The following is a 13612-nucleotide window of genomic DNA, read 5'->3' as shown; positions in this document are numbered from 1 at the left end:
TACTCATCCAATCTTCACAGCGCCCGCCGCACGGCAAGGCAGTTGAGACCGTTGGTGACTTCGCAAGGTGAGAAAGCGATGGGCGCATGCCGTCCGGCCGAAGCCGCCTGACCGGGGCCGCGGAACTCGCCATCACCCCGGCCGGCGATTCCCGGCCACGACAAGGCCGCACCGAGCACACCCCGCTCCCGCCCCCGGACATGCCCGACGAACTTCGGAACACCGGTGGACACCGGGGAAAGAGCAGGAAGAGGGACAAGAAGGAAGAGGGTCAAGGACAAGAAAGGGGGACAGGGGTCACGGCCGTCAGTCGGCCTTCGCCGCGATGAGGTTCGCGGGCCGCATGTCCGTCCAGTCCGACCAACACAGACCGCCTGCAGTGTCAAAAGGGTTCATGGCGGGCTGTTTCCTCCGGTCGAACCATGGAACGTCGTGCTCCATCAAGGATCCGCGTGAAGCGGCGCAACCGCATCCGCAATCTCCACCGTTACATCACGCGACCCTCACACGTGACGCGGCGCGTACCCGCCGCTCAGCCGTGCCGAGATCTCCGCCAGCAGCCGCTTCCTCTCCGTGTGCAGAAAGAAGTGACCCCCCGGCAGCAGGCACACGTCCGGCGCCTCCTTGACCAGCTCCGCCCAGCCGTCGAGTTCTTCGGGAGCGGCACGCGGATCGCGGTCGCCGCCGAAGACGGTCAGCGGGCAGGGCAGTGGCTCACCCGGTACGTAGCGGTAGCGGGCGAGCATGGTGCAATCGCCCCGGAAAGCCGGCAGCACCAGACTCATGAGCCCGGCGTCCTGGAGGATCTCCTCCGGGGTGCCGCCCAAAGCCCGTATACGCTCGATCAGTTCGGCGTCGCTGTATTCGGGAGCCGAAGCGCCCGAACCGGTCCGGTCGCCGATCAGGGGCGGCGGCTTGCAGCCGGAGACGAAGACATGACGCGGCAGCAGACCATGCGCGCGCCACATGGACCGGGCGGTCTCCCAGCACAGCAGTGCGCCCATGCTGTGGCCGAAGAAGGCGAACGGGCCGTCAGCATACGGCTCCAGCGCGGGCACCAGTTCGTCGAGAAGCTCCGTGACGTCGTCCAGCGGCCTCTCCCCCAGCCTGTTGTCGCGGCCGGGCAACTGGATCCCGTACACGTCCATGTCGTCCGGCAGCTCTTCGGCCCAGCCTCGGAACGCCCTGGTACCGCTCCCCGCGTAGGGGAAGCAGAAAAGGCGCAGCCGCCCTCCTCGGCCCGCGTGCGCCGTCATCGGCTGGACCCACACCGAGGCCCTCGTTCCCGCATGGTTCATGACGTTCCTCTCCACCTTCCTCAACTCGCACCGACCAGCCCGTGCCACGCCTTCGCCGGTGAATGACGTCCCGGGGACTCGGCCGGGGCGCCGGGGCGCCGTGCACCCGGCTCCGGCTCTCCCTCGGCTGTCACACATCACACCGCCTGCCGGGCCGCCCATGCGGCGACGTGGGTTCGGGAGCGCAGGCCGAGGGTCGTGCGGATGTTGCGGACATGCGTCTCGACGGTGCGTACCGACAGGTGCAGGCGGGCGGCTATCTGGCGGTTGGTCAACCCCGTGGTCACCAGGGCGATCACGTCCCGCTCGCGCGGGGTGAGCGGGACGTCGCCGGCGGTTGCGCCCCCCGTGCCGTCCACGATGCCCTCCGGCCGGGCCGGGACTCCCAGCCGTCCGCGCAGCGCGTACTCCACAGTCTGCCGTGGCTGCAGTTCCCGTCCGGCCACGAGCGCGCCCTCGGCCTGCGCCCTCGGCAGTGCCCTGAGCGCCGTGTCCGCCGCCTCCTCCACCCGCGCCCGGAACCAGGGCGGCAGTGCGGAGGCGTCGAACGCGCCTTGCGTCTCGGCGGTCGCGCACAGCCGCAGCCCGCGCTCGAAGCGGCCGCCGCGCACCGCCGCGACGGCCAGGCCCCAGAGCGCGAGGCTTGCTCCGCCCGGGTGGTCCATGCCGCTCAGAGCCTCGGCGAAGTACGCCTCCGCCGTCGCGGGGTCGTCCCGTTCCAGTGCCAGGGCGCCGACGGTGACCAGCGTCATGCGCAGCGGGGCCGGGCCCGCCTCCGCTCTCAGAACCGGCAGGGCCTCGTCGATCAGCCGTGCCGCCGTGGCCACGTCGCCGGCCGGCAGTGACTGCCACGCGAGGAGGACCAGAGAGAACGCTGTCGTGACCGGATCGCCGACCCTGTCGCTGATCTCCAAGCACTCCCGGAGATCAGTTCTTGCCCCCTGGTCACCGCGGCGCGTCCGGGCGGTGCCCCGCGTCAGCAGTACGCGGCAGAGCAGCGGGTCGTTCGGGTGCGAGCGTCGGCGTTCGAGCGTCACGGCCTCATCCGCCAGCCGGATCGCTTCGTCGTGGTCCCCCTCCTCCGCGGCGAGCCGCGCAGCCTCGCCAAGAGCGATGCTACGGTCGTCCGCTCCCGGGTCCGTACGATCCAGCGCGTCGGCCAGCAGCGCCCGCGCCTTGCCCGTCGGCCGTCCCCGGTGGATGTCCACGACGGCCAGCGCGCTGGTGAGGAGGAGCCTGCGTGGGTCGCCGCCGGCGCTCAGCCACTCCAGCAGACAGGTGAGGTTGTCGCGTTCCTCAGCCAACCGCCTGCGGGTCTCGGCAGGCGTGAGCGCCGCCTCCCGGAGCGGACGCGCGAGTTCCGTGAGCCAGTGGGCGAGTCGGTCGTACGCCGCTTCCTCCTCGTTCTCGGCGCGGAGTCGCTCCTGCCCGTAGCACCGGATGGATTCGAGCATCCGGAACCGTGCGGAACTCCCCCTGTCGGTACAGGGGGTGATGAGGGACTTGGCTTCAAGGGCGGCCAGTAGTTCCGGTACAGCCGACGCGGGGATGTCCTTGCCCACGGCGAGCGCTGCGGCGGCGTCCGGCCCGAAACCGCCCGGGAGCAGCGAGAGCGACCGTAACAGTGACCGCTGCGCCGGCGTCAGCAGGTCGTAGCTCCATTCGATCGCCGACCGAAGGCTCTGGTGACGTGGGTCCGCCGTACGCCAGCCGCAGGTCAGCAGGGAAAGGCGGTCGTCCAACCGGTCGTGGACCGCGGCCGGCGGAAATGCCCGTACGAGCCCGGCCGCCAGTTCCAGTGCCAGCGGCAGCCCGTCGAGCCCGGCGCACAGCGCGGCGACGTGCGGGGCGTTCTCCTCGGTGAGCTCGAACTCGCGGGACGCGGCCCGCGCCCGCTCGACGAAGAGCCGGACGGCGTCCGAGCCGAGCATGCCGGTGAGGGATCCGCCGCCCTGCGCATCCGGCACGCCGAGGCCGCTCACCGAGTACACCGTTTCGCCCGGCAGCCGCAGCGACTCGCGGCTGGTAGCCAGAACGCGCAGGCCCGGATGGCGCGGGAGCAGCGCGCCGAGGGCCAGACCGCAGTCGTCGAGCACGTGCTCACAGTTGTCCAGTACCAGCAGCCGTTCCCGGTCGGCGTCCGCGGCACTCCGAGCCCCCGCGATCGGGACGCGCCCTTCTCCGGCCCCGGCGAGCGCTGCGGTGATCCGCCTTCGGACCTCCTCGCCCGTTCTCGCCGAACCCAGTTCCACCAGCCCGACCTCACAGCGCCCGCCGCGCTGTTCCAGCCCGGCCAGTTCGAGCGCCAGGCGTGTCTTGCCCACACCCGCCGGACCTGCCAGGGTCAGCAGTCGCGTGGTGCGCACAAGTCCTCTCAGCTCCACCAGTTCGTCCGAACGACCGATGAATCCGCTTAATCGGGACGGCAATCCCAGAGAAGTCGCAGCACTCACCGCGTCGGTTTTCAGCCGTCGCCGGTAGGCCCGCTGACGGCAGGCATTTGAGCAATATCTGAGCGACGCTTTTCTGGTCCCCACACTGCCTGCGTCGTCTCTGCGAATCGACTTACCGCACGCATCGCAGGAAAGCAAGGGCGATTCAGCGTCAATCATTCAAGGGCCGCCTTCACCAGGGCACTTCGTGCTGAGCTCTCGCCTCGTATGCTGCACAGGAGCCCTTGGCCAAGTCTTGCTTTCCTCTTGCAGTCACTCTGCAAATGGGCGCTGCTCGACTCTTGCCCCGGTAGACGGAGTCGGTGTGCCACAAGGGCAGGACGACAAGCCATGGATAATTACGACCGCGTAAACATGCTTTGTGCGCCGCCTGTCTGGCGTACGAAGAGAGGGAGAAAAGGAGGATGCCGGCGCCGTAAGGCACCGGTCCTGAGCGTTCATGGCAAGAAACGATCCAACAGAAGGCCGGAAAGCGTCCCAGCTCGGGACCGAGTTCGCGATAGGACTCCTCGGCCCGCTGACCGTCACCCGGGCCGGGGTGCCGCTCGACCTCGGGCCCCGGATGCGACGTGTGCTGGTGATCCGTCTGCTACTGGAGGAGGGCCGCTCCGTGGCCATGGACCGCCTGTGCGAGGATCTCTGGCAGGGCCGTCCGCCGGCCGGCGCCGTTTCCTCGGTCCACGCCCACATCAGCAGGCTGCGTGCAGCTCTCGAACCGGACCGTCGCCAACGCGGCGAGTCCCGAGTCCTGGTCAGCGCGCCCGCGGGGTACGCCCTGCACATTCCCGTCGAGGCTCGGGACAGCGTCCGCTTCGAGCAGGCCGTGGCGGAGGGACGGCGGTTGCTGGACCAAGGGCAGGTCCTGGGCGCCCGTCAGGAGATCGACACGGCACTGGCCCTGTGGCGGGGATCCCCGCTGACCGACGCGGACGCCCACGCGTTCGCCCTGGCCGAGATCGCCCGGCTCAATGAGGTGCGGCTCACGGCACGGGAGATACGCGCCACGGCGATGGCGCGGGCGGGGGAACTCGAACAAGCCGTCATCGCGGCCGAAGAGCTGACCGCCGGCAACCCCCTTCGAGAGACGGCATGGAGCCTGCTGATCCGCACCCTCTATCTGTCCGGCCGGACAGCCGAGGCGCTCCAGCGCTACGAGGCCGTCCGCCGACTCCTCGCGGACGATTTCGGGCTGGAGCCCGGTCCCGCTCTGCGCAAGATACAGCTGGCCATACTCCGCCACGACACCTCCGTGATCTGCCCGAAGGCTGCTTCGGGGCCCGTCCCGCGGTTGAGCGGCGGCGGCACGGGAACGCTCCCCCCGGTCACCGGAGAGAACGGGACCGGTGACCATGACAGCTCCCGCACCCAGGAACCGTCCTCGTCCGTCCACCGGAACGAGGAAGAGGAAACGGACGCCCCGGGCGTCCCGTACCGCCCCGAGGCGCCGACCCCGGCGACCACCGCCGCGTCCCCGCCCTCCTTGACCCGGCCCGCCCAACTACCCGCCGACCTCCCCACATTCGTCGGACGCCGTGCCGAACTCGACCGCGCCCTGGCACTGCTCCCCGAGCCGGGCCGTCAACCCGCCTCCACTGTGGTGATCACTGCGATCAACGGCATGGGCGGTGTCGGCAAGACGACCCTCGCCGTCCACTGGGCACACCGCATCGCCCACCGCTTCCCCGACGGCCAGCTCTTCGTCAATCTGCGCGGCTTCGGCCCCGAGGACTCAGCCATGAGCCCCGCCGAAGCGGTACGGGGCTTCCTCGAGGCCATCGGGGTGGCTCCGCAACGGATCCCGGCCGGACTCGACGCCCAGGCCGCCCTCTTCCGCAGCCTCATCGCGGACAAACGGATGCTGATCGTGCTGGACAACGCCCGGGACGCGGAGCAGGTCCGGCCGCTGTTACCCGGCGCGCCGAACTGTCTGGTGATCGTCACCAGCCGCGATCAGCTCCGGGGTCTGATCGCGGCCAGCGGCGCCAGCCCTCTCGCCCTCGGGCCACTCAAGACCGCCGAGGCACGCGAGGCCCTGGCCCGCCGCCTCGGCTCCGACCGGGTCGCGGCGGAGCCTGACGCGGTGGAAGAGATCGTCGCCCTGTGCGCGAAGCTGCCCCTGGCCCTGGCTGTGGTTTCTGCGCGGGCCGCCGCGCACCCCACGTTCAGCCTCGCCTCCATCGCCGCCGTCCTGCGGCAGACACATGGCAGTCTTGAAGGCTTCCAGGACACGGACGCGTTCAGCGACGCGCGGACGGTGTTCTCGTGGTCGTACCGGGTGCTCACTCCCCCGGCCGCCCGCCTCTTCAGGCTGCTCGCCCTGCACCCCGGTCCCGACCTGTCCGAGCCCGTCGCCGCCGGCCTCGCCGGTCTCCCCGCCCGCGAGACGCGGCAGCTCCTCACCGAGCTGACCACGGCTCACCTGCTCACCGAACATGAACCCTGCCGCTATGTCCTCCACGACCTCCTCCGTGCCTACGCCACCGAGTTACTGGACGCCGGCACCTCGGCCGATGAGCGACAGGCCGCCCTGCACCGGATGTGCGAGCACTATCTGCACTCCGCGCGGGTGGCCACCCGGCTGATCGCCCCCCACTGGGCGGACATCGACCCGGGCCCCGTGGGTGAGGGAGTTCTGCCGGAGGAGCCCGCCGACCACCGGCAGGCCATGGACTGGTTCAGCACCGAGCACAAGGTGCTGATGGCTGTCGTCGCGCTGGCCGGCGAGACCGGCTTGGACTCTCACGCCTGGCAGCTCGCCTGGCTGCTCCAGCCCTACCTCGAGCGGAGGGGGTACTGGCACGACCAGGTCACTGTCCAGCACACTGCGCTGACCGCCGCGGAGCGACAGTCCGACCTCGCCAGTCAGGCCAGGGGACACGAGTGCCTCGGCGCCGCGTACATCCAGTTGGGCCACGATGACGCCCGCACCCACATCGACCGTGCCTTCGAGCTGTACGGCGAGCTCGGGGACACCTCCGCGCAGGCCGGTATCTGTCTCCTCCTCGTCGTGATGTCCCACCGCCGTGGCGAGAACCAGAAGGCACGCGACCACGCCCAGCGGTCCCTGGCCCTTTACCGGGCGGCCGGGAATCGCGCCGGGACGGCCCAGAGCATCTCCGCGATCGGCTGGTGCCACACCGTGCTCGGGGATCACGCACGGGCCATCGCCTTGTGCTGGTACGCGCTCGGCCTGCACAGGGAGGTCGGCAACCTCAGGTGGCAGGCGGCCACCTGGAACACCCTGGGCTACGCCCACCACGGACTCGGGGAACACCGGACGGCCACCACCTGCTACAAGAACGCCATTGGTCTCTTCCGCAACCTTCAGGACACCCCCAACGAAGCCGGGACTCTCGCCCGCCTCGGCGACGCGCTGCAGGCAACCGGCGAGGTGAGCAGGGCTCGTACCGCGTGGCAGCACGCCCTGATCACCCTGGAAACGCTGGGCCGCCCCGAAGCCGACGAGGTCCGCGCCCGGCTCCGCGGCCTCGAGAACTGCGAGTGCGGCAAGGCCGATCTGGAGTGAGACTTCTCCTCGTCGTCCCCGGACGCATACGGCTGGCCTTTGTCTCCGCTCGGCGACGAGACCTTCCGGTGCCATCAATGATCCGCACCGAGGGAAGCCACCGCATCGGCAATGTCCACCGTTACGGGTCTTTGCACACTGCCGAATCATGGCCCTGGAAGGACTGGCCGGACGGCCGTGTGTGCGGGGCATGAGGCCGGGGCCGGGCCAGGTCAGCCAGGTGAAGTGGTAGGTGCCCGGCTTCCCGTCCGGCCGGCTGACCTCGCACTCCTCGCCGTCCGCCGACATCCGCCACGGCCCGTTCGCCGCCGTCACCACCTGCTTTCCCGGCCCCGGGAGACGGCGCACAGTACGTTCGGATCAGGCCACCGTGAAGCCGGCCGCTTTGGTGTCCAGGGTCGTGTCGCCGTCCTTGGCGGTGACCAGGACGGCCACGTGCCGCAGACCCTTCGGGGAGCCTTCGGCGTCAGCATGGATGTACGGCCTGAGCCGGGCCATGTGTGCCAGGGGCGTCTGGATGGTCATCGCCCCCTGGACCGTGGGCAGCAGCCCGGACACCGGAGTGATCGTCAACAACGTCGTCATCGGTGCGCCGGCCGTGATCCTCGGACTGATGTGCGCCGGTACTGCGGCGAAGAGCGCCCCCATGCCCTGATCGGACCCCCGGAAGGGAGGAAGTGGGGCCGGTCCCGGACGGCGGACCGGCCCCGCCGCGTGTTCCGCGGTCAGGTTCCGGCAGGCTCGGCCTCCTGCGCCGCCGGTGTGGCGTAGTCCTCGGTGATCTCCTTCTCCCCGAACGGCCACACCTTCTCCAGCCGCGCCCAGATCAGGTACGCCACGCATCCCAGGGCGAGCCAGGCCAGGGACCATTCGATGGGGTGGCGGCCCGGGGAGTTCTTGTCGGCGTAGCCGTAGATCACGCACCAGCCGACGAAGGCCACGATGCCCGGCACGGGGTAGAACCACATCCGGTAGGGACGGACGAGCGTCGGCCGGCGTTTGCGCAGGACGCTCACCGCGATGATCTGGGCCAGCGCCTGGACGATCACCATCACCGTGGTCAGCAGCTGGATCAGGGTCGCCAGGTCGGTGTGCCGGCCGATCAGGAAGCCGATCGCGGTGATCACACCCATGGTGGCCAGACCCAGCGTCGGGAAGCGGTGCCGGGGGTGCAGTTTCTGGTACGGGCGGAAGAACACCCGGTCGCGGGCCGCGTCGTAGGGCACTCGCGAGCCGCCGAGGAGGCCGGTGAACACCGAGGCGAAGGCCGTGATCAGGATCAGCACGGTCACCGTGTCGGCGGCGCCCTTGCCCCACGTCTCCTCCAGCACCGCCGACGCCACCGAGGTGGAGGCGATGTCGTGCGGGTCGGTCATCCGCTTCCAGTCGATGACGCCGAGGGTGCCGATCTGCAGCAGCAGGTAGATCGCCATGATGCCGAGGATCGAGAAGATGATGGAGCGCGGCAGCGTGCGGCCGGGGTCCTTGATCTCGGCGCCCATGTAGGCGGTGGTGTTGTAGCCGAGGTAGTCGTAGATGCCGATGGTCAGGCCCCCGGCGAAACCGAGCCAGAAGTGGTTGCTCGTCAGGTCGAAGGCCTGGGCGGGGTAGTGGAAGGCCAGGTGCGGGCTGAAGTCCGTGGCGGCCGCGACGATCACCAGGAGCACCGAGGCGATCATCACGGCCCACATGACGGCGGTGATGCGGGCGATGTGCTCGATGCCCCGCCAGAGCAGGAGCACCACCAGGGCGATGACGCCCAGGCCGACCAGGTCGCCCTGGTTCTTGCTCAGGTCCGGGGCCAGGTAGCCCAGGTACTGGACGAAGCCGACCACGCCGGTGGACATGATCAGCGGGATGAAGAGCATCGCCGTCCACACGAACAGGAACGGCATCAGCCGGCCGGTGCGGTACTGGAAGGCCTGGCGGAGGTAGACGTAACTGCCCCCGGAGCCGGGCATCGAGGCCCCGAGCTCGGCCCAGACGAGTCCGTCGCACAGGGCCAGCACCGCGCCCGCGACGAACCCGATGACCGCCTGGGGACCGCCGAACGCGGCGACCATCAGCGGGATTGTCACGAAGGGACCGATCCCGCACATCTGGCTCATGTTGATGGCGGTGGCCTGGAACAGGCCGACGCGACGGACGAAGCCACCCGTGGGTGGCGGGCTACCGGACATGGGGACTCCTGACGCGCGGCAGGGAGAGGGGCTCGCCCGGCGGGGCCGAGTGGCACCGAGTGGCCGATATAGTTAAGGAGACTTACTAGATGCGTCAAGTATGCGCCGTTCATGAACGAGAATGATCCGATGCCCGCCAGCGACGCCGTGGACCAGCAGGACCAGCCCTGGAACCGGCAGCGTCTGCGCAGCACCAACGAACGGCTGCTGCTGGACCGGCTGCGCGGAACCGGTGCGGCCTCGCGCGCCCAACTCGCCCGCGACACCGGTCTGTCCAAGCCGACGGTGTCCAGCGCGCTCGCCTCGCTCAAGGCCGCCGGGCTGGTCCGAGAGGTCGGCACCCACGCCCCGGAGCGTGGCCGGACGGCGGTGCTCTACGCCCCCGACCCGGCGGCCGGGTACGCGCTCGGTGTGGACGTGGGCCGCGGCTGGCTGCGGGTGGCCGTCGCCGATCTGGACGGCACGCTGGTCGCCCGGACAGATGTGCGCAACCGGGCCCGCGGCTCCGAGGCACTGGCCGAACTGGTCGTCTCCACGGCCCGGCAGGTGGTCGCGAGCTCCGGTGTGGACCCGGCCGAGGTGGTGCACGGGGTGGTGGGCACCCCCGGTGTGTACGACGAGAGGCAACGGCGGGTTCGGTACGCGATGCACCTGCCGGGCTGGGGCCGGGCCGGCCTGCTGGACCGGCTGCGTGACGAGCTCGGCGTCCCGCTGGAGGTGCACAACGACGCCAACCTGGCCGCTCTCGGCGAGTACACCTACGGCGTCGGCGCGGGCAGCCGGCTCTTCGCGTACATCCTGATCGGCACCGGTCTGGGCATGGGCGTGGTCAGTGAGGGGCGGCTGTTCACCGGGGCGCACGGCCTCGCCGGGGAGATCGGGTTCCTGCCGTGGCCAGGGCAGCAGAAGCCGGAGCGGTTGGAGGACGCGGTGTCCGGAGTGGCCGTCGTGGAGGCGGCCCGCCGGTTCGGGATGAGCGGGCAGCTCACGGCGAAGACCGTCTTCGACGCGGCCCGGCAGGGCAACGCGGCGGCACGCCGTGCGGTGCAACTGGAGGGCGAGCGGATAGCGCACACCGTGGCCGCGGCGGCCGCCGTGCTCGACCCCGACCTGGTGGTCCTGGGCGGGGGTGTCGGCCACAGCGTGGACCTGCTGCTCGGCCCGGTCCGGGAACACCTGCGCACACTCACCCCGCTGCGGCCCAAACTCGCCCCGAGCCGGCTGGGCGAGGACGCCGTGCTCCTCGGGGCGGTCGCCACGGCGCTGGGTACGGCGCGGGAGACGGTGTTCGAGCGGAGGTCGTCCGCGACGTGAACGCCGCGCCCATTGCGGACGGGCGCTCCGGCCACGGTGATTGACACAGCCCACTCGGCGTCCTAGCTTGAGCGGGTTAGTAAAGTTTCCTAACTTTACCGAGGCTGGAGACCGCCGTGTTCCCTCGCCCCGCCGCCCACCGCCGCCTCGCCACGGCCGCCGTCACCGTGGGCCTCCTCTGCTCGCTGAACACCGGCGCCTGGGCAGGTTCCCGGAGTCCGGCCGAGCCGCACGGGCAGGCCCGGGTCACCCGCGTCCCCTCCGCCGCCGGGACCGGCACCGCCCTCTCCGGCTACGCGATCCAGTCCACGGCGAAGGTGAGCGACTCCCCGTCGGCCGTCTCCTCCCCCGGCTATCCGACCACCGGCTGGTACCCGGCGGGCCCGCGCTCCACCGTCCTCGCCGCCCTGCTCGCCGACGGTGTCCACGCCGACCCCTTCTACTCCACCAACCAGCAGAAGATCCCGAAGGCCGACTTCCAGGTGCCGTGGTGGTACCGCTCCGACTTCACGGTGGACGACACCGGGCAGCGCACCTACCTCGACTTCAGCGGGGTGATCTCGGCGGCCGACGTGTACGTCAACGGCAAGCAGGTCGCCGGGACCGCGGACGTCACCGGTGCCTACACCCACCACGAACTGGACGTCACCCCGCTCGTGCGGGCGGGCACGAACACGGTCGCCTTCCGCATCCGGCCCAACGAGCCGAACAAGAACCTGACCATGGGCTGGATCGACTGGCTGCAGCCGCCCCCGGACCAGAACATGGGCATCGTGCGGGACGTCCTGGTGCGTCGCGGCGGCCCGGTCGCGCTGCGCGACGCGCACGTGGTGACGAAGCTGGACGTGCCGTCCCTGGCCTCGGCCGACCTGACGGTGAAGGCGCGGGCCCGCAACGACTCGGACGCGGCCGTCACCGCGGAGGTCACCGGGAGCGTCGGCGGGACCACCTTCACCAAGGCCGTACCGCTCGCCGCGCACGAGACGAAGAGCGTGACGTTCACCCCGGCCGACACACCCGGACTGCACCTCGACTCCCCCAGGGTGTGGTGGCCGGCGGGCATGGGCGGGCAGCCTCTGTACGACCTGAATCTCACCGCGTCCGTCTCGGGCACGGTGTCCGACACCGCGCACGAGAGCTTCGGCATCCGGGACGTGCAGGCGCCGCTGAACTCCGACGGCGCCCGCCAGTACCGGATCAACGGCCGCCGGCTGCTCGTCAAGGGCGGCGGCTGGTCCCCGGACGAGTTCCTGCGCTGGGACGGCACCTACGTCGAGGACCGGTTGAGGTACGCCCTCGATCTCGGCCTCAACACCATTCGTCTGGAGGGCCACATCGAGCCGGACGAGTTCTTCGACCTCGCCGACCGGTACGGCATCCTCACGCTGCCGGGCTGGGAGTGCTGCGACAAGTGGGAGGGGCAGGTCAACGGCAGCGGCGAGTCCGGCGACACATGGAGCGACGCCGACTATCCCGTGGCCAAGGCCTCGATGGCCGCCGAGGCCGCCCGGCTGCGCGACCACCCGAGCGTGATCTCGTTCCTGATCGGCAGCGACTTCGCCCCCGACGCCACGATCGAGAAGAACTACCTGGACGCCTTGAAAGCGGCCGACTGGCCGAACCCGGTGGTCGCCGCCGCCTCCGACAAGTCCTCGCCGCAGCTCGGCAGTTCGGGCATGAAGATGACCGGGCCGTACGACTGGGTCCCACCGGGCTACTGGTATGCCAAGCGCGAGGGCGGGGCCACCGGCTTCAACTCCGAGACCAGCGCGGGCCCCGACATCCCCACGCTCGACACACTTCACCGGATGATGACACCGGACGAGCTCGACACGCTGTGGAAGAACCCGGGCGTCAAGCAGTACCACCGCTCCCCGTCACCCGTCTTCGGCACCCTCAAGATCTACGACAACGCCCTCACCGGCCGTTACGGCGCCCCGACCGGCCTCACCGACTACGTGCGCAAGGCACAGCTCGCGCAGTACGAGGCGGTCCGCGCCCAGTTCGAGGCGTACCAGCGGGGCGCCACCGACGCCTCGAAACCCGCCACCGGGGTCGTGTACTGGATGTTCAACAGCGGCTGGACGTCCCTGCACTGGCAGTTGATGGACCGTTACCTGGACCAGGGCGGAGCCTACTTCGGGGCGAAGAAGGCGAACGAGCCGCTGCACGTGCAGTACTCCTACGACGACCACTCGGTCGTCGTGGTCGGCAACCGGCACGCCGCCGCCTCCGGTCTCACCGTGCGGGCCACGCTGTTCAACCCCGACGGCACACAGAAGTACGACAGGACCGTCACCGGGCTGTCGGTGAACGGGGACGGCGCCCACAGCACCGTGCTCACCCTGCCCTCGTCGGTGAGCGGACTGGCGACGACGTACCTGGTCCGTCTGACCCTCACCGACTCCGCCGGCAAGGAGGTGAGCCGGAACGTGTACTGGCTCTCCACCCGGCCGGACACCCTCGACTGGGACAGCACCGACTGGTACCACACACCGACGACGAGCTACGCCGATCTGAAGGGGCTCGCGTCGATGGCGCAGGCACCGGTGTCGGCGACGGCGTCCACCGTGTCCTCGGACGGCACGTCGACCACGACGGTGACCCTGCGCGCCACCGGCGACGGGAAGACCCCGTCGCTGCTGACGGACGTGCACCTCGTCGACGCGGCGGGCAAGCCGGTGCTGCCCGTGCGCTGGTCGGACAACGAGGTGAGCCTGTGGCCGGGCGAGTCGGTGACCCTGACCGCCACCTGCCGCACGGCCGATCTGCACGGTTTTGCGCCACAGGTGCGGGTCTCCGGCTGGAACACCGCGCAGCAGACGGTCCCGGCCCGGTGAT

General features: G+C 70.3%; 7 protein-coding genes and 1 pseudogene. 4 read left to right on the top strand and 4 right to left on the bottom strand.

The features are described from left to right. Window positions 1–503: 503 nt before the first annotated feature. A complete protein-coding gene (locus ACFY0F_RS09080; RefSeq protein WP_388791028.1) occupies window positions 504–1298 on the bottom strand; it encodes a thioesterase II family protein in 795 nt (264 codons plus the stop codon). A 137-nt stretch (window positions 1299–1435) separates the two neighbouring features. Next, on the bottom strand, window positions 1436–3664 hold the full coding sequence (locus ACFY0F_RS09075; protein WP_388791026.1) for an ATP-binding protein: 2229 nt from the start codon (window positions 3662–3664) through the stop codon (window positions 1436–1438). Between the two features lie 526 nt (window positions 3665–4190). Between ACFY0F_RS09075 and ACFY0F_RS09070 the strand changes: the two genes are divergently transcribed. Continuing rightward, window positions 4191–7277: a BTAD domain-containing putative transcriptional regulator gene (locus ACFY0F_RS09070; RefSeq protein ID WP_388791024.1), complete on the top strand. Its 3087-nt coding sequence runs from the start codon at window positions 4191–4193 to the stop codon at window positions 7275–7277. 360 nt (window positions 7278–7637) lie between these two features. Here the strand turns inward: ACFY0F_RS09070 and ACFY0F_RS09065 are convergent, their stop codons facing one another. After that, window positions 7638–7802, bottom strand: a complete 165-nt coding sequence (locus ACFY0F_RS09065) for a hypothetical protein (protein WP_388791361.1) — start codon at window positions 7800–7802, stop codon at window positions 7638–7640. On the opposite strand from ACFY0F_RS09065, the pseudogene ACFY0F_RS09060 reads away from it, so the two are divergent. Next, window positions 7753–7932, top strand: a pseudogene (locus ACFY0F_RS09060) (SPW repeat protein); the annotation flags it as partial. The gene ACFY0F_RS09065 and the pseudogene ACFY0F_RS09060 sit on opposite strands and share 50 nt — an antisense overlap. Window positions 7933–8002: 70 nt before the next feature. Here ACFY0F_RS09060 and ACFY0F_RS09055 read toward each other — a convergent pair. Continuing rightward, on the bottom strand, window positions 8003–9457 hold the full coding sequence (locus ACFY0F_RS09055; RefSeq protein WP_388791022.1) for an APC family permease: 1455 nt from the start codon (window positions 9455–9457) through the stop codon (window positions 8003–8005). 129 nt (window positions 9458–9586) lie between these two features. Between ACFY0F_RS09055 and ACFY0F_RS09050 the strand changes: the two genes are divergently transcribed. Both ACFY0F_RS09050 and ACFY0F_RS09045 read left to right on the top strand, forming a co-directional pair. Further along, window positions 9587–10771 (top strand): ROK family protein, encoded by a 1185-nt coding sequence (locus ACFY0F_RS09050; protein ID WP_388791020.1) that lies wholly within the window; start codon window positions 9587–9589, stop codon window positions 10769–10771. 116 nt (window positions 10772–10887) lie between these two features. Continuing rightward, on the top strand, window positions 10888–13611 hold the full coding sequence (locus tag ACFY0F_RS09045; protein ID WP_388791018.1) for a sugar-binding domain-containing protein: 2724 nt from the start codon (window positions 10888–10890) through the stop codon (window positions 13609–13611). Window position 13612: the final 1 nt, after the last annotated feature.

Origin of the sequence: Streptomyces sp. NPDC001544 (genome assembly GCF_042894285.1) — a bacterium.
Lineage (GTDB): Bacteria > Actinomycetota > Actinomycetes > Streptomycetales > Streptomycetaceae > Streptomyces.
The sequence above is the reverse complement of the archived record's forward strand: the minus strand, read 5'-3'. Positions and strand labels throughout refer to the sequence as shown.